The organism is Salipiger sp. ABF4_146, from assembly GCF_056161345.1.
The window spans coordinates 158010-177865 of sequence record NZ_JBSWYX010000006.1 but is presented as its reverse complement, the minus strand read 5'-3'; the positions used below and the strand labels follow the sequence as shown (position 1 = coordinate 177865).

Annotated in this window: 18 protein-coding genes; 10 read left to right on the top strand and 8 right to left on the bottom strand. The window is 67.1% G+C overall.

Features of this window, described 5'->3' with window-relative positions:
• Positions 1–52 precede the first annotated feature (52 nt).
• From ACXAJT_RS10795 to ACXAJT_RS10780, 4 genes are read left to right on the top strand one after another with little or no spacing between them, the layout of a single operon-like run.
• The gene (locus tag ACXAJT_RS10795) at positions 53–1642 is read left to right on the top strand and encodes an ABC transporter substrate-binding protein (RefSeq protein WP_475235175.1); all 1590 of its coding nucleotides are present in this window, start codon (positions 53–55) and stop codon (positions 1640–1642) included.
• A 7-nt stretch (positions 1643–1649) separates the two neighbouring features.
• Positions 1650–2627: an ABC transporter permease gene (locus ACXAJT_RS10790; RefSeq protein WP_475235173.1), complete on the top strand. Its 978-nt coding sequence runs from the start codon at positions 1650–1652 to the stop codon at positions 2625–2627.
• A 10-nt stretch (positions 2628–2637) separates the two neighbouring features.
• A complete protein-coding gene (locus tag ACXAJT_RS10785) occupies positions 2638–3582 on the top strand; it encodes an ABC transporter permease (protein ID WP_475235171.1) in 945 nt (314 codons plus the stop codon).
• The gene (locus tag ACXAJT_RS10780; RefSeq protein WP_475235169.1) at positions 3579–5285 is read left to right on the top strand and encodes a dipeptide ABC transporter ATP-binding protein; all 1707 of its coding nucleotides are present in this window, start codon (positions 3579–3581) and stop codon (positions 5283–5285) included. The genes ACXAJT_RS10785 and ACXAJT_RS10780 overlap by 4 nt, the downstream gene beginning before the upstream one ends.
• A gap of 105 nt (positions 5286–5390) precedes the next feature.
• Here the strand turns inward: ACXAJT_RS10780 and ACXAJT_RS10775 are convergent, their stop codons facing one another.
• On the bottom strand, positions 5391–6536 hold the full coding sequence (locus tag ACXAJT_RS10775; protein WP_475235165.1) for an MFS transporter: 1146 nt from the start codon (positions 6534–6536) through the stop codon (positions 5391–5393).
• 451 nt (positions 6537–6987) lie between these two features.
• Here ACXAJT_RS10775 and ACXAJT_RS10770 point away from each other — a divergent pair, with 451 nt between their 5' ends.
• Both ACXAJT_RS10770 and ACXAJT_RS10765 read left to right on the top strand, forming a co-directional pair.
• A complete protein-coding gene (locus ACXAJT_RS10770; RefSeq protein WP_475235161.1) occupies positions 6988–7920 on the top strand; it encodes a helix-turn-helix domain-containing protein in 933 nt (310 codons plus the stop codon).
• 323 nt (positions 7921–8243) lie between these two features.
• Positions 8244–9152 (top strand): amidohydrolase family protein, encoded by a 909-nt coding sequence (locus ACXAJT_RS10765; RefSeq protein ID WP_475235156.1) that lies wholly within the window; start codon positions 8244–8246, stop codon positions 9150–9152.
• A 76-nt stretch (positions 9153–9228) separates the two neighbouring features.
• Here ACXAJT_RS10765 and ACXAJT_RS10760 read toward each other — a convergent pair whose 3' ends face one another.
• Positions 9229–10413 (bottom strand): pyridoxal phosphate-dependent aminotransferase, encoded by a 1185-nt coding sequence (locus tag ACXAJT_RS10760; protein ID WP_475235154.1) that lies wholly within the window; start codon positions 10411–10413, stop codon positions 9229–9231.
• Position 10414: 1 nt separating this feature from the next.
• Positions 10415–11077 (bottom strand): TetR family transcriptional regulator C-terminal domain-containing protein, encoded by a 663-nt coding sequence (locus ACXAJT_RS10755; protein ID WP_475235153.1) that lies wholly within the window; start codon positions 11075–11077, stop codon positions 10415–10417.
• A 155-nt stretch (positions 11078–11232) separates the two neighbouring features.
• Between ACXAJT_RS10755 and ACXAJT_RS10750 the strand changes: the two genes are divergently transcribed.
• The 4 genes from ACXAJT_RS10750 to ACXAJT_RS10735 all read left to right on the top strand — a co-directional run bounded on the left by ACXAJT_RS10750 (position 11233) and on the right by ACXAJT_RS10735 (position 14478).
• Positions 11233–12006, top strand: coding sequence for an ABC transporter ATP-binding protein (locus tag ACXAJT_RS10750; RefSeq protein WP_475235151.1), 774 nt, complete (start codon positions 11233–11235; stop codon positions 12004–12006).
• 63 nt (positions 12007–12069) lie between these two features.
• On the top strand, positions 12070–12846 hold the full coding sequence (locus ACXAJT_RS10745; protein WP_475235149.1) for a transporter substrate-binding domain-containing protein: 777 nt from the start codon (positions 12070–12072) through the stop codon (positions 12844–12846).
• A 71-nt stretch (positions 12847–12917) separates the two neighbouring features.
• Positions 12918–13637, top strand: a complete 720-nt coding sequence (locus tag ACXAJT_RS10740; RefSeq protein WP_475235148.1) for an ABC transporter permease — start codon at positions 12918–12920, stop codon at positions 13635–13637.
• Between the two features lie 10 nt (positions 13638–13647).
• Entirely contained in the window at positions 13648–14478 is an 831-nt protein-coding gene (locus tag ACXAJT_RS10735) for an ABC transporter permease (RefSeq protein WP_475235147.1), read from the top strand.
• 21 nt (positions 14479–14499) lie between these two features.
• On the opposite strand, the gene ACXAJT_RS10730 is transcribed toward ACXAJT_RS10735, so the two are convergent.
• From ACXAJT_RS10730 to bcoG, 5 genes are all read right to left on the bottom strand, one after another.
• Complete coding sequence (locus ACXAJT_RS10730; protein ID WP_475235146.1) at positions 14500–15456, bottom strand: NAD(P)-dependent oxidoreductase; 957 nt, start codon at positions 15454–15456, stop codon at positions 14500–14502.
• A 147-nt stretch (positions 15457–15603) separates the two neighbouring features.
• A complete protein-coding gene (locus tag ACXAJT_RS10725; protein WP_475235350.1) occupies positions 15604–16602 on the bottom strand; it encodes a zinc-dependent alcohol dehydrogenase family protein in 999 nt (332 codons plus the stop codon).
• Positions 16603–16741: 139 nt separating this feature from the next.
• Positions 16742–17476: a class II aldolase/adducin family protein gene (locus ACXAJT_RS10720; RefSeq protein ID WP_475235349.1), complete on the bottom strand. Its 735-nt coding sequence runs from the start codon at positions 17474–17476 to the stop codon at positions 16742–16744.
• Positions 17477–17497: 21 nt separating this feature from the next.
• The gene (locus tag ACXAJT_RS10715) at positions 17498–18931 is read right to left on the bottom strand and encodes a carnitine 3-dehydrogenase (protein WP_475235145.1); all 1434 of its coding nucleotides are present in this window, start codon (positions 18929–18931) and stop codon (positions 17498–17500) included.
• Positions 18928–19848, bottom strand: coding sequence for a 3-dehydrocarnitine:acetyl-CoA trimethylamine transferase BcoG (gene bcoG, locus ACXAJT_RS10710; RefSeq protein WP_475235143.1), 921 nt, complete (start codon positions 19846–19848; stop codon positions 18928–18930). Before bcoG ends, ACXAJT_RS10715 begins: the two co-directional genes overlap by 4 nt.
• Positions 19849–19856 lie beyond the last annotated feature (8 nt).

Genomic DNA, 19856 nt, shown 5'->3' with positions numbered 1-19856 from the left:
CAACAGGGCCAAAGCCCGGACCGGCGATCCCGCCACAACAGAGAGGACCACCATGTTCAACACCGCCCCGCTGCGTACCGGCGCACTCGCGCTGCTGCTGGCCGGAACGGCCCTGCCCGCCGCCGCCGCCACCCTCAACTGGGCGCGCAGCAGCGACGTCCAGACACTTGACCCGCACGCCTACAACCATGGTGTGACCAATGCCTTCAACCACCAGATCTACGAGCCGCTGGTGCGCCGCTCGGACGACGGCGAACTGGTGCCGGTGCTGGCCACCGAGTGGACCAACCTTGCCGAGGATCCGACGATCTGGGAGGTGAAGCTGCGCGACGGCGTGACCTTCCACGACGGCACCGCCTTCGAGGCCGACGACGTGGTGTTCTCGATCGCCCGCGCGCAAAGCGAGACCTCGAACATGAGCAGCCTCGTCGCCGGGATCACCGAGGTCGAGGTGGTCGACCCGCTGACCGTGCGCCTGCACACCGACGGCGTGAACCCGATCCTGTTCAACAACCTGATCAACATCTTCATCATGAACCGCGAGTGGGCCGAGGCCAATGGCGCCGAAGCGCCGCAGGACTTCAGCAGCGGCCAGGAAAGCTATGCCGCCACGCATGAAAACGGCACCGGCGCCTACGCACTGGTCTCGCGGGAGCCCGACACCCGCACGGTGCTGCAGGCCTTCGACGGCTACTGGGGTGCCGATCAGTTCCCCATGGACATCGATGAAGTCGTCTACACTCCGATCCAGTCGTCGGCGACCCGCGTCTCGGCGCTGCTGTCGGGCGAGGTGAACTTCCTGCAGGACGTGCCGCCGCAGGACGTCGAGCGCCTGCAGTCCACCGACGGCATCGAAGTGGTCACCGGGCCGGAAAACCGCTCGGTCTTCTTTGGTATGAACGTCGGCGCCGACGAGCTGACCTATGGCACCGCCGAGGGCAACCCGCTTGCCGACAAACGGGTGCGGCAGGCGATGAACATGGCGATCGACCGCAACGCCATCCAGCGCGTTGTGATGCGCGGCCAGTCGACCCCGCTGGGCACCATCGCGCCGCCGTTCATCAACGGCTATTCCGACGACATGGGCACCGTGCCCGAGGTCGACATCGAGGCCGCGCAGGCGCTGATGGAAGACGCAGGCTATGGTGACGGGTTCTCGATCACCCTGACCTGCACCAACGACCAGATGGTCAACGACGAAGCGATCTGCCGCGGGCTTGTGTCGATGCTGGCGCGCATCGGCATCGAAGTGAACCTCGACGTGCAGCCCGGCGCCGTGCAATGGCCGGTGATCGCCAAGGGCGACACCGATTTCTACATCATCAGCTGGGGCGTCTCGACCTACGACAGCCAGTATATGTTCGACAACCTCGTGCACTCGAAGTCGAACGGCAAGGGCGCCTGGTCGGTCACCAACTTCGACAACGCCGAGATCGACGCAAAGATCGACAGCCTCGGCTCCGAGGCCGACATCGAGACCCGCAACGCCACGATCGCCGAGATCTGGGACACACTGCAGGATGAGACGATCTACCTGCCGATGCACGTGCAGGTGCTGGCCCGCGCCATGCGTGACGGCATCAACGTGACCCCGAACCTCGGCAACCAGGTCTTCGTCAAGACCATCACCGTCGACGAGTAAAGAGAGCATGCTGATCTTCCTCCTGAAACGCCTCGGCCAGGCCATCCCGGTGCTGCTGGTCACGGCCTTCCTGTCCTTCGCGGCCTTCCGGTTCATCGGCGATCCGATCATGAACCTGCTGGGTCAGGATGCGACGGACGAGAGCCGTGCCGCGCTCGAGGCGGCGCTCGGTCTCGACCAGCCCTTCCCGGTGCAGTTCTGGCACTTCATCTCCGGGGCGCTTCAGGGGGATTTCGGCATCTCCATCCGCATCGGTCGCCCGGTGCTGGATTTGATCCTCGAACGCCTTCCGGCGACGCTCGAGTTGGCGTTCATTTCCTTCGTGGTGGCGCTGAGCCTCGGGCTGGTGCTCGGCGTGTTCACCGCACTGCGCCCGAAAAGCTGGGCGGCGCAACTGGTGATGACCGGCTCGCTGATCGGCGTGTCGCTGCCCAACTTCCTGATCGGCATCGGGCTGATCTGGGTGTTCGCAGTCAACCTCGGCTGGCTGCCTGCCTTCGGACGCGGCGAGACCGTCAAGATCGGCTGGTGGACCACCGGCCTGCTGACCGTCTCGGGCTGGAAGGCGATCATCCTGCCCGCCATCTCGCTCTCGCTCTACCAGTTGACGCTGATCCTGCGGCTGGTGCGCGCCGAAATGGCCGAGGTGCTGCAGGCCGATCACATCCGCTTTGCCCGCGCCCGCGGCGTGCCCGAGCGGCGCATCAACTTCGCCTACGCGCTGAAAAACACGCTGGTGCCGGTGATCACCGTCTCCGGCCTGCAACTCGGCTCGGTCATCGCCTTCGCGGTGGTCACCGAGACCGTCTTCCAGTGGCCGGGCGTGGGGCTGCTGTTCATCAACTCGGTGAATTTCTCGGACGTGCCGATCATGGCAACCTACCTGCTGCTCACCTCGCTGATTTTCGTTGCGATCAATCTGATCGTCGACGCGCTTTATTACCTGTTCGATCCGCGGCTGCGCGGTCGGGCCACCGGACGCTGAGGAGCCCCTGATGCCCGATCAAAGCCCCGCCCGTCCCGCCTCGGCGCTTGGCCGCTTCCGCGACAGCGACCTTGGCCACGCATTCCTGCGCTCGCCGGTCGCCATGATCGCCTTTGCGCTGCTGCTGCTGCTCGCGCTCGGCGCCCTACTGGCGCCGTGGCTCGCCCCGCAGGACCTGCGCAGCGGTGCCAGCTACGACATGATGGATGGCTTCACACCTCCGTTCTCGGCCAATGAGTTCAGCGGCAACTTCTTTGTGCTGGGCACCGACGATCAGGGCCGCGACATGCTGTCGGCCGTGCTCTTCGGCACCCGCGCCTCGTTGCTGGTCGGGCTGGCGGCGGTGGCGCTTTCGGCTCTGATCGGCGTCTCGCTGGGGCTGATCGCTGGCTATGCCGGCGGCCGCACCGACGCGCTCATCATGCGCGCCGCCGACGTACAACTGGCCATCCCCGGCATCCTCGTGGCGCTGCTGATCTTCGGGCTGACCCGCTCGATGCTGCCGCAGGACCTGCGCGACGCGGTGGCGATCTACGTTGTGATCCTTGCCATCGGCCTGTCGGACTGGGTGAGCTACGCCCGCACCGTGCGCGGCGCGGCCATGGTCGAGATGCGCCGCGAATACATTCAGGCGGCGATCATGATGGGCCGTCCCGCCCGTGCCATCCTTTACCGCCACCTGTTGCCCAACGTCGCGCGGCCGATCTTTGTCATCGCCACGATCAACTTCGCGCTGGCGGTGATTGCCGAATCCACCCTGTCCTACCTTGGCGCGGGCTTGCCGCCGACCCAGCCCTCGCTCGGCACGCTGATCCGCATCGGCCAGCAATTCCTGCTGTCGGGGGAATGGTGGCTGCTGGCGGTGCCCGGCGCGGCATTGCTGGTGCTGGCGCTGTCGATCAACATCCTTGGCGACTTTCTTCGCGACACGCTGAACCCGAAAGGCCGCGCATGACCGATCCCGTTCTGAAGATCGACGGCCTGAAGGTCGACTTCCCCACCCGCCGCGGCACCGTCACCGCTGTCGAGGCGGTTTCTCTGACCATCGGTGCGGGCGAGGTGCTGGGCGTCGTCGGCGAAAGCGGCGCGGGCAAATCCACCATCGGCGCGGCGATCACCGGGCTGCTGCAAGAGCCGGGCCGCATCGCCGACGGCACCATCCATCTTGCCGGCAAGCAGATCGACGCCACCGACGCCGCCGCGATGAAAGCGCTGCGCGGCTCGTGGGTGTCGACCATCTTTCAGGACCCGCTGACCTCGCTCAACCCGCTGTTCACCATCGAGCAGCAGCTTGTCGACACCATCCGCACCCACCGCCCGATGTCGCGCGCCGCGGCGCGGGCCGAGGCGGTGCGCCAACTGGCATCCGTCGGCATCCCCGAGCCCGAGCGCCGGGTGAGCCAGTTCCCCCACGAGTTCTCCGGCGGCATGCGGCAGCGCGCGGTGATCGCGCTGGCGCTCTGCTCCGAGCCGCAATTGCTGATCGCCGACGAGCCGACCACGGCGCTCGACGTCTCGGTGCAGGCGCAGATCCTCGAGTTGATCCGCACGCTGGCGCAGGAGCGCGGCATCGCGGTGATGCTTGTGACCCACGACATGGGCGTGATCGCGCAGATCGCCGACCGCGTTGCGGTGATGAAGAACGGCCATCTGGTCGAGCTCGGCGACACCCGGCAGGTGCTCACCGCACCGCGCCACGATTATTCACGCGCGCTGGTCTCGGTGGTGCCCCCCGCCGACCGCAAGCTCGAACGCTTCCCGGTCACCGGCCTTGGCGACGGCGCGGGCGCGGCGCTGGAATGGCTGTCGTCGGGCCCCGCGCATCAGCCGCAAGAAGGTCGCGCGCTGATCGAGCTTTCGGAGCTGACACAGGTCTATGGCGCCCGGCGCGGCCTCTTCGGTGGCAAGCCCGGCTTCACCGCGCTGCATGGCATCGATCTGAAGATCCGCGAAGGCGAGGTGCTCGGCCTTGCCGGTGAAAGCGGTTCGGGCAAATCCACCATGGCGCGCATCCTCGCCGGCCTTTCGGCACCGGCTTCTGGCGAGATGCTGTTCGACGGCAGGGCGGTCTATACCGCCGGGCGCATGGCGCGGCCCGAGTTGCGGCAGGAAATCCAGATGGTCTTTCAGGATCCCTATTCCTCGCTCAACCCGCGCATGACAGTGGGCCAGATCCTCGCCGAGCCGATGTTGCACCACGGCCATGTGGCCAATGCCTCCGAGGCGGCAGAGGTGGCGCAGTTGCTGCTTACCGCCGTCGATCTGCCGCCCGAGGCGGCGCGGCGGCATCCGCACGCGTTCTCGGGCGGGCAGCGGCAGCGCATCTCTGTGGCCCGCGCGCTGGCCTCGCGCCCGCGTTTCCTGATCTGCGACGAGCCGACCTCGGCGCTTGACGTGTCGATTCAGGCGCAGATCCTCAACCTGATGAAAGACCTGCAGGCGCGGCTCGGGCTGACGATCCTGTTCATCAGCCACGACCTGCCGGTGCTGCGCCAGATGTGCGACCGCATCGCGGTGCTGAAGGACGGCCGCCTGTGCGAACTTTCTGACACCGAGCAGCTGTTCACCACGCCGCGCGACGCCTATTCCCGCCAGTTGATCTCGATGATCCCCTCGCTGTCGTCGCTGACATCCGCACTGCCCGGGGCCCCTGCCTGACGTCCCAGCCGCCAAGTCCACGCGCAACACGTGACCTTGGGCGGCGATGCCACAAGAGGCCAAGCCAGCGCGAACACCGCAGGCACGTGCCCGCAACCCGACCGATCATTCCGCGGGGGTCAGCGTCTGCCCCAGCCGCGGTGCCGCAGGCAGCGCCAGCAGCATTAGCGCTCCGATCAGCAGGAAATGCGCCTGCACGAGCGTATCGTAGTCGACCAGCGTCGCCAGACCCCCAAGCCCCAGAACCGCTGCGGCCGCGCTGCCATAGGTGATCGCGGCGTAGATCGAGGCCAACCGTCCCTGCCGCGCCGGCGTGGTGCCGCGGGTGATCAGCACCAACGACAGCCGGTAGCTCATGCCTCCCGTGTAGCCAAGCAGTGCGAAGCCCGGCAACGCCGGTACGCCACTGCCCAGTTGCGCCGCCGCGACGATCAGCGCCAGCCCCAGCGCCCCCGTCAGCATGCCGTGCGAACGCCGCAGCCGCGGCGCCAGCCACGGGCTGCCGATCTGCCCGGCGAAACTAGAGACCAGCATCACCGGCACCCCCCAAGCCTGCGCCAGCGGCAGGCCCGCATGGGCAAAGAGCGTCGGCGCAAGCACAATGGCCGAAGACAGCCCGACCCACGCAAGACAGCCTGTCGCGAGGTATATGAGGTGGCCCCGCAGCACGCCGCTCACGCCGCCGACCTCACCGCTCGGACGCACGTCCTGCGCGTTCTGCGTGCGGCGTCGCCAAAGCACGCAGGCCAGTGGCACGGCCAACACGAAACACAGCAGCGCATGCAGCCGAAATGTCAGATGCACCGCCTCGGCGGCAAAGCCCAGCAGCATCAATTGTGAGCCCACCGTGCCGACGATCGCCCCCGCGAGATTGCCCGTCGCCGACAGGCCGCGCCCGCGCTCGCCCAGCACTGCCGTGACCAACGCAGCCGAGGCCCCGGTGCCGCAGCCGCCCGAAAGGCCCGCAAGAAAGCGGCCCGCCAGAATGCCCTTGGTGGTGCCGGTCGAGAGCAGGAGGTCACCGAGTATGGCAAGCGCGAGAGCCCCCAGAAGCATTGCGGCGGGACGGCCCGCCGGGCCGCGCCCGTCTCTGCCCGGCCGCGCTGCCCAGACCAGCGTCGCGATCAGCGCCCCGACATAGACCGTGAAGGTGAGCGTCAGTTCAAGCGCCGAGAACCCGAGCACAGCGTTGTAGACCGGCAGCAGCGGTGTCGTCGCGTTGGTGCCCGCCAGCAGCAGGCTGAACGACATTGCGGCAAGGATGCCTTGCAGAAGGCCAAGCGTACCAATCGGGCGGCGTTGCTTCGCATCGGGCGCGCGCTCTGGAGAGAGCCCCTCTCTGGCGCCGTCCGCCGGATGCGCGGCGCAGACGTCTGAGCGTATGTCAGCGCGGCCCGGCGGCAAGAGGGCGAGCAGCCGCGAGCCGCGATCGGGAGGAAGTCATGAGCGGTCCTTCGGGATGAAATGGCACGCCCCTGCGTATGGTAGAGGCATGCGGCAGCGCGGGAGGATGACCGCGCCTAGCACGCGGAACAGCAGGCATTCTTCCGAGGAGGAGCCAAAAATTTCAGCGGATGGCCACGCCGGTGTCTCGGCACCGCGGCCGCGTGCCGAGCCTTGCTTGCCTTGGATCGCCATGACGATAACGCTTCAAAGTGGAAAGAAACCGACACTTTGTAAGATCACCCACAGGGAGCCTCTCATGCCATCCGGCCACCCTATGCGCGACGGCCAGCCCGAAACATGGAACAGCTACGCCGAATTCTACCTCGGCTCGGCCTATGCCGCCTTCCCGCAAGAACACCGCCGCGCCCCCGGATCGTTTGACGCCCGGCTGATCACAGTCGATCAGGAGCCGCATGATTTCGTCGATCCCGAGGTCGCCGAGACGGTGATTGCCCTGTTTCTCGAGGTGGAGCCGGGCTGCACCGTGCAATGGGCGATGGACGACGTGCAGCACATGCGCAAGGTCGAGCCGGGGCAGATGATGGTGGTGCCCGCCGATGGCGCGTCGCGATGGAAGGTCAGCGGGCGGCGCAGGCTGTTGCTGCTCAACATCCCCAACGCCACGGTCCGCGCCGTGCTCGGCCTGTCCTGCCCCAGCCACCTGCGGCGGGCGTTCTGGAAGCTGGGTCAGGACGTGGTTACCGATCCGATGGTGGCGCTTTTGATGCAGCGGCTGTGGGATTGCAGCGACGCCGCCGCCGAAGACTACGCGCCCTATCTGGCAGACGGGCTTTTGGCCTCGATCATCAGCCAGATGCTGATCCTTGCCGAAACCCGGATCGAGGACGACCGCGGGATCGCCCTGCCGCAATGGCGGCTGCGACGGGTCACCGACTATGTCGCCAGCCATCTCGATCAGGCGATCTCGCTCGAAGATATGGCCAATGCAGCCGGGCTCAGCCGCCGACACTTCGCCCGCACCTTCCGCGAGGAAACCGGCCTCACACCGCACAAGTGGCTGATGCGCCAACGGCTCGAGCGGGCGCGGGCGCTGCTGGAAGAGACCGACATGCAGATCAGCGAGATTTCCCTCTCCTGCGGGTTCTGCAGCCAAAGCCATCTGACCACGCAGATGCAGAAGACCTTCGGCCTCACCGCGCTGAAGTGGCGCCAGACCTACCGGCGCTGACGGATGGACCAACGCCTGGTGCGCCGCACGCCCCTCCCCATCGAGCACGCAGCAGGCTGCAACCGGGGCGTTTTTTCGCGCTTTTTATCGTGCAGGATCGAAACGGCACGGAGTCACAAGGCCAAATGCCGCCCCGGCACTTCGACGTAAATTTGGTCTTTCCTGCGGTAGACCCCTGTTTGGGGACGCGGCAAGACTGCGGGACCATCGAGACCCGGCACAGAACCGGACCGATGATTTCGCTGCAATCGAGAGGCGCGCCGCATGACCAATCCGATCAGAGCAACCGGAAGAGCGCATGAGACCGGAGCCGGAGACAGGTCATGACGCTTTACGACGGTCCGATCATCGACGCCCATCACCATCTCTGGGACTACGGCATGGGCCGCCACCCTTGGCTTTTGCCCTCGGGCGGCACGCCACTGACCGGGATGGATCTGCTGCAGCGTGACTACCTCGCGCCCGATTACGCCGCCGACATGCAAGATGCCGAGGTCGTCGCCACGGTGCACGTCGAAGCGCTCTGGGACTCCTCGGACCCGTTGGGCGAGACGCGTTGGCTCGACGGTCTGGACCGCTCGGGTGGGGTCGACGGGCTGGCGCAGGTCTATGTCGCTGCGGCGCCGCTGACCGAGGCAACGGGGCCCGAGATCGTCGAAGCGCAGGCCGGGCACGACCGCGTGCGCGGCATCCGCGCCGTGCTGAGCCACCATCCCGATCCCAAGCGCTCCTTCGTGTCCGACCCGGACCTCGCAGACCGAACGCAATTCCGCGACAGCCTTGCGGTGATGCAGGATCGCGGGCTGGTGCTCGACGTTATGGCCTTTCCCTGGCAGGCCGAGAAACTGTGCAAGCTGGCGCGCGACTTTCCGAAGCTGCAGATCGTGCTGAACCATTGCGGCAGCCCGGTGGATCAGGACGTGGACGGTATCGCGCGCTGGCGCGGCATGCTGCTGCACCTCGGGCGCGAGAAGAACGTCGCGGTCAAACTGGCCAACGCCGGAATCTACGGCAGCGGCACCCCCGAAGAGCGCGTGCGCCGCGACGTGCTGGCCTGCCTTGCGGCCTTTGGTGCCGAGCGCTGCCTCTTCGGCACCGATGTGCCCGTCAGCCTGCGTCATCGCCCGGCGTCAGAAACCCTGCGGTTGGTGCGCGGCGCGGTGGCGGACCTGCCGCGCCCGGAGCAAGGGTCGCTCTTCGAAGGCGCGGCGCGCCGCATTTACCGGATCTGAGTCGCGGCGATCTGCGTGTTCCCCGTGAGGAAAAACCAAGCACGGAAAGCACGCGGTGCGCAAAGCCAAACGGCGGTCAGGCCACAGCGCGGCCGGGCAGCGTGGCGCAGAGCATTTCGATCCGCTGCACCGCGGCTGCGAGTTGCTTATCCGGCACCGTCAGCGCGACGCGGACAAGTCCCGGGCCATTGCTGCCAAACGCGCTGCCCGGCATCACCGCCACGCCCTGCTCGTCCAGCAGCCGCCACGCAAAAGCTTCGCCGTCGAGCCCGGTGCCCGAGACGTCGAGCATGAGGAACATGCCGCCGCGGGGCATCTGGGCCGACAGGCCCCGCGTTGCGTTCAGCCGCGTGCAGATCTCGCGGGCGCGGCGCCCGAAGGCGTCGCGCATTTGGGCCGAAGTGTCGAAACTGCCGCGCAGGGCCGCTTCGGTCATGTCGGCGATGAACGGCTGGTTGCCGAACAGCATGGTCTCGGACACCGGCAGCAGCGCGGCGCAAAACTCCGCCGGTCCTATTGCCCATCCGCTGCGGAACCCCGTGGCCGCATGGCTCTTGGAGATCGATGAGACCACCACCACACGCTCGCGCAGTGCGGCAATCTCCAGCGGCGAGGTGAAGCTGCCATCGAAGATCAACTCGGCGTAGACCTCGTCGCAGACAATCCACAGGTCGTGCGCGGCGCAGATCGCCCCCAGGTCCTCCAGTGTCGCGCGGTCGATCACCGCGCCGGTGGGGTTGTGCGGCGTGTTGAGCAGCAGCACCCGGCTCTCGGGCGTCAGAGCGGCGCGCAGATCGGCGGGTTGCAGCACGAAGCCTTCCTCCATGCGCAGCGGCACCGGCTGCACATGCCCGCCCGCCGCCGCGACCACGCCCTCGTAGGTGGCGTAATAGGGATCGCCGATCAGCACCCCCTCGCCCGGCCCAACCAGCCCAAGCATGACCGTGAACAGCGCGGTCTGTGTGCCCGGGAAACACAGCACGTTCTCTGGCCCGATATCCGGCTGGCGCGGGCGGTAGGCCTCGACCAGCGCCGACACCAGCCCCGGCTCGCCGCGCCCATTGGAATATTGCGTGCGCCCGGCGCGCAACGCGGCAACGCAGGTCTCGACCAGTTCGGGGTCGGGCGCGATGTCCGGCTCGCCGATGGTCAACTCGATGATGTCCTCACCAGCCTCGCGCCGGGCGCGTGCGGCATTGTGGACCGCCCATTTGTCTCCGCCCAGCGTGCGCAGGCGCTCGGTGATCGCGGCATACCGCATGTCAGACCCTTTCGTTGTCGGGCGCCATATGGCGCGTCAATGTGGTTTCGGGCAGGCGCAGGATGCCCTCGGCGGCGCCAAGCGCGATGCCCGGCAGGCGGCGCGCGTCGTAAAGCCCGTGCGCCAGCGACCCTTCGATCCACAGCCCGTCGATCAGCCCGTTGAGCGCGATCGCAAACTGCTGGCAGCGTGCCGGATCGGCCGCGCGGCCCTGCGCCAGCAGCACCGGATGGATCATCGTGGCAAGCAGATCGAGCAGTTCGCGATAGCCTTCGCGGTGGATGTCGGCATAGCCGGGGTCGGCGCGGATCCGGCCGATGAAGGTCGCCCAGAGCGATACCTTGGTGCTGGACAGGCTGGGGGCGGCGAAGTTGGCGGCGATGACCTGCGCCAGCGCGGCCTCTGCCGACAGGCCGTCGCGGCTGCCGGAATCATGCACGGCGGCGGTCATCTGGCCCATCAGATAGGCGTAGGCGGCGCGCACCATGTCGTCCTTTGACGGAAAGTAGTGGCGGATCAGCCCGGCAGACACCCCGGCCCGCTCGGCGATCTGCCGCGCCCCGGCCTTGTCGAGACCCAGATCGGCAACGCAGGCCAGCGTCGCCTCAAGCAGATCGGTGCGCCGCCGGTCCTGCGACAGGCGGCTGTAGGCACGGCGGGTCATGCCAGACCTCCTGCCAGCAAATGCATCATGTCGCGTCGGTTCCGTATGGTCACTTTGACTTCCTCGTCGAGATTTGTTTTACAGTCGTACAACAGCGACGAAATTGCAAGAGATGCAGCCGCCCGGATGTGCCCGGTGCCGGCAGAGGGACAGCCATGAACAACGCAACGCCGGCCGTAGAGATCCGCGATCTTCACAAGCGCTTCGGACAGCTCGAAGTGCTCAAGGGAATCTCCCTCACGGCGCGTCCCGGCGACGTGGTGGCGGTGATCGGCGGCTCGGGCTCGGGCAAGTCGACCATGCTGCGCTGCATCAACATGCTCGAGACGCCGAGCGATGGCGAGATCGCCATTCACGGCGAGGCCTATGCCATGCGCCCGGCGCGCGGCGGCGGGCTGGAACCGGCGGACCGGGCGCAACTGCAGCGCATCCGGGCGCAGCTCGGCATGGTGTTCCAGAATTTCAATCTGTGGCCGCACCGCACCGTGCTTGGCAATGTCATCGAGGTGCCTGTGCAGGTACTGGGCATGCCCAAGGACGAGGCCGTGGCCCGCGCCCGGCAGGTGCTGCGCCGCGTCGGGCTAGCCGAGAAGGAAGATGCCTACCCCGCCCATATGTCCGGCGGCCAGCAGCAGCGCTGCGCCATCGCCCGGGTCCTAGCGGTGGAGCCGCTGGCGATGCTGTTTGACGAGCCGACTTCGGCGCTCGATCCAGAACTCGTTGGCGAGGTGCTGAACGTGATCCGCGATCTCGCCGCCGAGAAACGCACGATGATCCTCGTCACCCACGAGATGGGCTTCGCCCGCGACGTGGCCAGCCACGTCGTCTACCTGCGCGATGGCCGGATCGAGGAGCAGGGTCCGCCCGAGCAGATCTTTGGCGACCCGCAATCGCCGCACCTTCAGCAGTTCATCCGCTCGGTGGCCTGACCCGCGGGCAGGCCATGGCCCGACCACAAAACGAACACCCAAAAGACCCAGAGAGGAGACCTCATGTTCAAGACACTCGCGCTTGCCGCAACTGCCGCCGCCGCGCTCGCCGCTCCGGCCCTCGCCGAGCCCTACAAGGTCGGCATCGCCGCCGAGCCCTACGCGCCCTTCTACAGCCCGGATTCGAGCGGCAACTGGAGCGGCTGGGAGATCGACTTCGCCGATGCGCTCTGCGCCGAGATCGAAGCCGACTGCGTGATCACCCCGGTGGCATGGGACGGCATCATTCCGGCGCTCAACACTGGCAAGATCGACATGATCGTCGCCTCGATGAGCATCACCGAGGAACGCGCCAAGCAGATCGCCTTTTCGGACAAGTACTACGACACGCCGACCGGCGTGATCGCCCTCAAGGAAAGCTCGGTTGAGCCCACGCCCGAGGGCGTCGACGGGGCCTACCTCGGCGTCTCGGTCGGCACGATCCACGAGACCTACGCCCGCGCGCATTTTGCCGAAACCGCCGCCGACATCCGCAGCTATCCGACCGTTGACGAAGAACTTCAGGACCTCGCGGCGGGCCGCATCGACGCGGTGATCGGCGATATGCTGGCGATGATGCCCTTCCTTGACACCGAGGCCGGCGCGGCCTGCTGCGAGTACCGCGGCGCGGTCGAGAGCGATCCGGCAATTCTTGGTCAGGGCGTTGGCGTCGGCCTGCGCAAGGAAGACGGCGACCTGCTCGACCGCATCAACGCCGGCATCGCGGCGATCCGCGAGAACGGCACCTACCAGAAGATCTCGGCGCCCTACTTCGAAGGCTTCGACATCTACGGCAGCTAAGCCGCTTTGCCGGGCCGCGAAAACCACGTCGCGGCCCGGTCAGTCTCAACAACAAAGGACACAGCCGCACGATGTTCGACGCTCTTGATTTCAGCCTGCTCGCGCTCTCCTCTCCAGGATGGGGCGGCGCGCTCCTCGCCGGGTTTCTGCGTTCGGTGGAACTGGCGGCAGGCGGCTATCTGCTCGGGCTCGTCATCGGCCTGCTGGGCGCCAGCGCCAAGCTCTACGGCGGCAGCGTGCTGCGCGACATCGCCGAGATCTACACGCTGCTGATCCGCGCCGTGCCAGAGCTGGTCTTGATGCTGCTGTTCTACTACGCGGGCACCGATCTGCTGAACAAGCTGATGGCCACCATGGGGCGCGAGGGCATCGACATCGACGGGCTCAGCGCGGGCATTCTGGTGATCGGCCTCGTGCAGGGTGGCTATGCCACCGAGGTTCTGCGCGGTGCCATCCGCGCCGTGCCGCCGGGCCAGATCGAGGCGGCGCAAGCCTTTGGCATGTCGCCGCTGAAAGTGCTGCGCCGCGTCACCCTGCCTGCGATGACGCCGCACGCCCTGCCCGGCATGGCCAATCTGTGGATGATCGCCACCAAGGACACTGCCCTGCTCGCCGTCATCGGTTTTTCCGAATTGACGCTGGTGACCAAGCAGGCCGCCGCCGCAACGCGCGAATACTTCCTGTTCTTCGCCGCCGCGGGGCTGCTCTATCTCGCGCTCACCCTTGTCTCCAATCTCGGCCTGCGCTGGTTCGAACGGCGCGCGCGCCGCGGCCTGCCCGCCGCCGCCTGAGGAGCCCGAGATGCCTGACATCGATATCGCAACCCCGATCCGCCCGGCCCCCGCCCTGCCGCTGCGTACACGCCTCGCGCCGATGCTGATGCCGCACCGGCTGGCAATGGTCGCACTGGCTCTCGCGGCCCTTGCCGCGATCATCACCCAGATGGACTGGCACTGGCTGCCCGCCTACCTGCCAAAGCTGGGCCATGGTCTGCTGGTCACGCTTGCGCTTCTGGCCGCAAGCGTGGCGGCGGGCTTTGCGCTGGCGCTGCCGCTTGGCGTGGTGCAGGTTGCCGGGCCTGCGCCGCTGCGCTGGCTTGCGGCGGTGTTCTGCACGGTGATCCGCGGCACGCCGCTGCTGCTGCAGCTTTGGCTGATCTACTACGGGCTCGGCGCGCTCTTCGCACAGTTCCCCGAGATCCGCGGCTCGTGGCTCTGGCCCTATCTGCGGCAGGCATGGCCTTACGGGTTGCTGACGCTGACCCTGTCCTTCGCCGCCTATCAGGGCGAGGTCATGCGCGGTGCCTTCGCCGGTGTGCCCCGCGGCGAGTTGGAGGCGGCGCGCGCCTTCGGCATGTCGCGGTTCAAGGTGTTCCGCCGGGTGTGGTTCCCGCGCGCCGTGCACCGAGCCCTGCCAACGCTCGCCGGCGAGATCATCCTGCAGCTGAAAGCAACGCCGCTGGTGGCGACGATTACCGTGACCGATCTTTACGCGGTGATCACCCGCGTCCGGCAGGACACCTATCTGACCTACGAGCCGCTGCTGCTGCTGATCGCCATCTACCTGTGCCTGAGCGGCACGCTGACCCTGCTGCTGCGCTGGCTGGAAGGGCGGGTGCCCAGCGGGCGCTGAGCCCCGCCGGGCGTCGCGCGCTCAGTAGCCGCGCGACCGGTCCACCGCATAGGTCATCGGTGCCCCGTCACGCAGCGCTCGCGCAGTCTCGATCACCTGCGCGGCCACCACCTCGGGCAGCGAGTCGCTGGCCACATGCGGGGTGAGCCGCAGCCGCCCGTCGCGCCAGAACCGATGCTCTGGCGGCAGCGGCTCTTCGCGGAAGACATCCAGCGTTGCCGCCGCAAGTTGGCCGCTGTCCAGCGCCGCCTCAAGGTCGGCTTCGACAAGATGCTCGCCCCGGCCGATCTGCACCAGCGTCGCCCCCGGTGCCAGCCGCGCGAAAAGCGCGGCATTCAGCACATTCTCGGTCTCGGCGGTCAGCGGCAGCACGTTGACCAAGTGCTGCGCGCCTTCGGCGGCCCGCGCCACCGCGCCCGGTCCGCTCAGGTAGCTGACACCCGGCGATTGTTCCTGCGGCTGGCTGCGGCAGGCGACGCGCACGGCAAAGCCCACCGCCCGCAGCGCGCGCACCACGGCCCGGCCCATGGTGCCGTGCCCCAGCACGGCCACCTGCACCGACGCAGGCGCCCGCATGCGCAGTGGGGTCCAGCGCGCCTGCGCCGCATTGCGCGCCATCTCGGGAAATCTGCGTTCGGCGTGCAGCACCGCATGCACCGCGTAGCCGGCCATAAGCTCTGCCTGATGCGGATCCCGCACCCGCGCAATAGCGACCGGCTCGGGCAGGCCGGGGTGCGCCAAAAGCGCATCCACCCCCGCCGCCACCGACATCGCCAGCCCTAGGTTCGGATAGGCGGCGAAGGCCTCTTCCCCCGGCTCCCAGCAGATCGCGAAGCGCACATCTTCGGGACGGTCGATCTCGCGGGGGTGACGCAGCACCACATCCTGCGCGGCACAGCGCAGCGCCGCTCCGTAGAGCGCGTCTAGATCGGCCGTGTCGCTGAGGTAAACGCCAAGGATCGGTGATTGCACGGGCATGGTGTCGGCTCCCTTTCATACGGTTTCCGACTTATTGCACAACCGTACAACAGGTGCCACGCAACAGTGCAGGCGCGCGGTCGAAAATGGCAGGTCCGACCCGGCGTGCAGCAGGGCGGCCCCCCGTCCGGGGGGACCGCCGCAGGATCACATACTCACGCAGATCTTGCCGAAGTGCGCGCCGCTTTCCTGATGCCGGAAGGCATCGGCCAGTTCGTCGAGTGGGAAGCTGCGGTCGATCACCGGGCGCAGCTTCAGCACGTTCATCGCCTTGACGAAATCGAGCTGGTGCTGCCGCGAGCCGACGATCAGCCCCTGCAAGCGCTGTTGACGCGCCATCAGCGCCGCCGTCGGGATCTCGCCGGCAAAACCGGTCAGCACCCCGATCAGCGCCAGATGCGCACCGGGACGACCTGCGACGATGGACTGCGCCAGCGTTGCCGGGCCGCCCACCTCAACCACGATGTCCACACCGCGCCCGCCGGTGAGACGGCGCATTTCCTCGCCCCATTCGGGCGTGGTGCGATAGTTGATCACGTGATCGGCGCCAAGCTCGCGCAGGCGCCCGAGCTTCGCGTCCGACGAAGAGGTCGCGATCACCGTGGCACCCATCGCCTTGGCAAGCTGCAACGCGTAGATCGACACACCACCGGTGCCCAGCACGGCAACCGTGTCACCGGCCTTGATCTTCGCATCGACCACCAGCGCTCGCCACGCGGTCAGTCCGGCGGTGGTGATCGTGGCGGATTCCTCGTGGGTCCAGCCCTCGGGGGCATGGGTGAACCAGTTGGCGGGCCGCGTCACCCGCTCGCGCGCGTAGCCGTCGCGCCCGTCGCCCGGCGTCGTCGAGAAATCGCTGGGCCGGTCGTCGCCGGTCTGCCAATCGGGGAAAAAGCACGACACCACGGCATCGCCCACGGCGAACTCTTCGACGCCGTCACCGACGGCTTCGACCACGCCCGCGCCGTCGGCCATTGGGATCCGCCCATCCGGCAGCGCGCCTTCGACGGCGCAGACCCGGTAGTCGTGGTAGTTGAGCGAACTGCCGTGCACGCGCACGGTGATTTCGCCGGCGGCCGGCGCCGCGGGCTCTGCGACATCGCTCATCACGAGGTTGTCGAGGCCACCCGGCGCTTTGATCGTCACCTGTTTCAAGAGATTGCCTTCCTTTTGTCTTGGCCCTCGGACGGACCAACGCCCGCCTTATCGGCGGATCTAGTGCGCCCTCCCGAGAATCCATTCACGGGAGGGTCTCCTTAGTGGCAGCGGCAGGACCGCCGCAACCTCAGGCCCGGAAGTCGCTGCCAACGCCCTCGACCGAGCGCAGGTGCGCCTGCCACTCAAGTTCCAGATCGCCGTCTTCCTCGTTCATCTGCACGTATTGCTGATGCACGCGCCCAGCGATCTCGTCATCGACCATGCGCAGCGGCTGGCCGCTGGAGGTGGCGGCGATCTGAATTTCGCAGGCGCGTTCGAGATAGAAGATGTTGTTGAACATCTCGGCGGCGCTCCGCCCCGTCGCGATGAGCCCGTGATTGCGCAGCACCAACACCGGGTGATTGCCGAGGTCCTCGACGATGCGCTCACGCTCTTCGAGGTCCAGCGCGATGCCCTCGAAATCGTGATAGCCAACGCGACCCGCGAACTGCAGCGAGATCTGGTTGAGCGGCAGCAGTCCCTCTTCCATGCAGGACACCGCCACGCCCGCGCGGGTGTGGGTGTGCATGATCCACGCGGCATCGTGCCGGTTCATGTGCACCGCCGAGTGGATGGTGAAGCCCGCCGGGTTCACCCGATGCGGGCTGCCATCCACCTTGTTTCCATCCACGTCGATCTTCACCAGCGAAGAGGCGGTGATTTCTTCCCAGCGCCAGCCGTAAGGGTTGATCAGGAAGTGCCCGTCTTCGCCCGGAACGCGGGCGGTGATGTGGGTGTAGATCAGATCGGTGAATTTGTGCAGCGCCGCGAGACGGTAGCAGGCAGCCAGGTCTTCGCGGGTCTGTTTCTCTTCGGGGGACATGGTCATCTGTGTCTCCGGTCGTCAGTTGCGTTGGCCGACGGCGCCGCCGGCACCTTCGGCGGGGTGGCCGGCATGGGCCGCAGCGAGGGCTTCGAGAGCCTGCGCCACCTGCGGGTCGGGCGCGCAGGCACGGCGGGTGGTCAGATCGGTGTGCAGAAGCAGAGTTTCGAGCGTGGCTGCAAGGGTTCCGTCGGGCTTGGTGACCCGATGGAACAGCTTCATCTTCTTGCCCGCGCCCTCGAGCACCTGCGTGGTCACCGTCAGCACCGTCCCGCGATGCACCTCGTCGAGATAGCGAATGCGCGTGTCGACGGTGAAGAAGCTCTTGCCCGCTGCCACATAGGCCTCATCGGCGCCCACCAGCTTCATCAGCCCGTCGGTCGCCCATGTGCCAAGCTCGAGGTAGGCGGCCTCGTTCATGTGACCGTTGTAATCGGTCCATGTGACAGGCACCGCTTGGCGCAGGGTGATCGGCAGACCATCCAGCTCGCCCCCGGTCTCCAACGTCTCTTCGTGGCCAAGCACCACGCCTCCCGCGCCGCTGCCGGTGCGACGCAGTCCGCGCAGGATCGCCACCAGATTGTCGTCACGCAGCCGTTCCAGCGCACGAATGCTCATGTGGCCCGACTGGGCGTCGGACTGGCTGCTGATCGTTTCGATGAGCGCGGCGTCCAGTTCGGGCACGTCCATCAGCTTTGTCCACGGCCAGCTGAGCGTGGGGCCGAACTGTTCGATGAAACTCTGCATCCCGGCCTCACCGCCGGCGATACGGTAGGTCTCAAACAGGCCCATCTGCGCCCAGCGAAGACCAAAGCTCATCCGGATCGCGTCATCGATCTCGGTGGTGGTGGCGATGCCGTCCTTGAGCATCCACAGCGCCTCGCGCCAGACCGCCTCTTGCAGACGGTTGCCAACGAAGGCGTCGATCTCCTTGCGCAGCACCAGCGGGTGCATGCCGATTGCGCGGACCACCTCGACCGCCCTAGCGCAAACAGCCGGATCGCCCGAGATCTCGGCCAGCGGCAGCAGGTAGACCGGGTTGAACGGATGCACCACGGCCACCGGCGCGCCTTCGGCAGCAAGATCGCTGGCTTTGAAGCCAGAGGTGGAGGAGGCGATGAAACCGCCCGCGGGCAGGGCCTCGGCGATCTCGGCGTAGACCTCGTGCTTCAGATCGAGCCGTTCCGAGACACTTTCCTGCACCCAGTCCGCCGCTTCCACCGCCTCGGCGACGGACGCGGCGAAGCCTAGCGTGCCCTCAGGCGGCAGCGGACGGTCGTAAAGCGCGGGGAGCGACGCGCGGGCGTTGTCCAGCACCTCGCCGATCTTGCGCTCGGCCTCGGGGTCGGGATCGAAGACGGTCACGTCCCAGCCGTTCAGCAGGAACCGGGCGGCCCAGCCGCCACCGATGACGCCGCCGCCGACGATGGCCGCTTTCTTCGCGGTCCGCGTCATGCCAACACCGGCATGTCGCGTTTCACCAGGCCCAGCTGGTCGCGGACCTCCTGCGGGGTCATCAGCGATGCGCCCATGTTCGACAGGAGGCTCGCCGCCCTTTCAACCAACTGCGCGTTCGTCGCGAACACGCCACGATCGAGGTAGAGGTTGTCCTCAAGACCCACGCGGACGTTGCCCCCGGCCAGTGCCGCGGCGGCGACATAGGGCATCTCGTCCCGGCCAAGGCTGAAGGCGGACCACGTCCAATCGGCGGGCACGTTGTTCACCATCGCCATGAATGTGTTCATGTCGCCCGGCGCGCCCCAAGGAATGCCCATGCACAGCTGAACCAGCGCAGGGCTATCAAGGACGCCTTCCTGAACCAGCTGCTTGGCGAACCACAGATGGCCGGTGTCGAAGGCCTCGATTTCCGGCTTCACGCCCAGATCGGTCATTTGGCGGCCCATGGCGCGCAGCATGTCCGTGGTGTTGGTCATCACATAGGTGCCATTGCCAAAGTTCATCGACCCGCAGTCCAGCGTGCAGATTTCCGGCAGGCAGTCACGGATATGCGCCATGCGTTCGGTCGCGCCGATCATGTCGGTGTTCGGCGCATCCAGTTCCATCGGCGTCTCGACGTCGCCGAAGGTCAGATCACCGCCGGTGCCGGCGGTCAGGTTCAGCACCATATCCACCTCGGACGACCGGATGCGGTCCGTCACTTCGCGGAACAACGCCCGGTCGCGGCAGGGCGCGCCGGTCTCCGGGTCGCGGACGTGGCAATGCACCACGGCGGCACCGGCCTTGGCCGCGTCGATCGCCGCTTCGGCGATTTCCTGCGGCGAGCGCGGCACGAGGCGGCTCTTGTCCTGGGTGGCGCCCGCCCCGGTGATCGCAGCGGTGATGAAGGGTTTGCGGTTCATCGTCAGGGACATCGGGTTCT

What these genes read in the sequence shown, in the direction of transcription:
- ACXAJT_RS10795 (WP_475235175.1), top strand. Translation starts at nt 53, where the DNA reads ATGTTCAACACCGCCCCGCTGCGTACCGGCGCACTCGCGCTGCTGCTG.
- ACXAJT_RS10790 (WP_475235173.1), top strand. Translation starts at nt 1,650, where the DNA reads ATGCTGATCTTCCTCCTGAAACGCCTCGGCCAGGCCATCCCGGTGCTG.
- ACXAJT_RS10785 (WP_475235171.1), top strand. Translation starts at nt 2,638, where the DNA reads ATGCCCGATCAAAGCCCCGCCCGTCCCGCCTCGGCGCTTGGCCGCTTC.
- ACXAJT_RS10780 (WP_475235169.1), top strand. Translation starts at nt 3,579, where the DNA reads ATGACCGATCCCGTTCTGAAGATCGACGGCCTGAAGGTCGACTTCCCC.
- ACXAJT_RS10775 (WP_475235165.1), bottom strand. Translation starts at nt 6,536, where the DNA reads ATGTCGTTCAGCCTGCTGCTGGCGGGCACCAACGCGACGACACCGCTG.
- ACXAJT_RS10770 (WP_475235161.1), top strand. Translation starts at nt 6,988, where the DNA reads ATGCCATCCGGCCACCCTATGCGCGACGGCCAGCCCGAAACATGGAAC.
- ACXAJT_RS10765 (WP_475235156.1), top strand. Translation starts at nt 8,244, where the DNA reads ATGACGCTTTACGACGGTCCGATCATCGACGCCCATCACCATCTCTGG.
- ACXAJT_RS10760 (WP_475235154.1), bottom strand. Translation starts at nt 10,413, where the DNA reads ATGCGGTATGCCGCGATCACCGAGCGCCTGCGCACGCTGGGCGGAGAC.
- ACXAJT_RS10755 (WP_475235153.1), bottom strand. Translation starts at nt 11,077, where the DNA reads ATGACCCGCCGTGCCTACAGCCGCCTGTCGCAGGACCGGCGGCGCACC.
- ACXAJT_RS10750 (WP_475235151.1), top strand. Translation starts at nt 11,233, where the DNA reads ATGAACAACGCAACGCCGGCCGTAGAGATCCGCGATCTTCACAAGCGC.
- ACXAJT_RS10745 (WP_475235149.1), top strand. Translation starts at nt 12,070, where the DNA reads ATGTTCAAGACACTCGCGCTTGCCGCAACTGCCGCCGCCGCGCTCGCC.
- ACXAJT_RS10740 (WP_475235148.1), top strand. Translation starts at nt 12,918, where the DNA reads ATGTTCGACGCTCTTGATTTCAGCCTGCTCGCGCTCTCCTCTCCAGGA.
- ACXAJT_RS10735 (WP_475235147.1), top strand. Translation starts at nt 13,648, where the DNA reads ATGCCTGACATCGATATCGCAACCCCGATCCGCCCGGCCCCCGCCCTG.
- ACXAJT_RS10730 (WP_475235146.1), bottom strand. Translation starts at nt 15,456, where the DNA reads ATGCCCGTGCAATCACCGATCCTTGGCGTTTACCTCAGCGACACGGCC.
- ACXAJT_RS10720 (WP_475235349.1), bottom strand. Translation starts at nt 17,476, where the DNA reads ATGTCCCCCGAAGAGAAACAGACCCGCGAAGACCTGGCTGCCTGCTAC.
- ACXAJT_RS10715 (WP_475235145.1), bottom strand. Translation starts at nt 18,931, where the DNA reads ATGACGCGGACCGCGAAGAAAGCGGCCATCGTCGGCGGCGGCGTCATC.
- bcoG (WP_475235143.1), bottom strand. Translation starts at nt 19,848, where the DNA reads ATGTCCCTGACGATGAACCGCAAACCCTTCATCACCGCTGCGATCACC.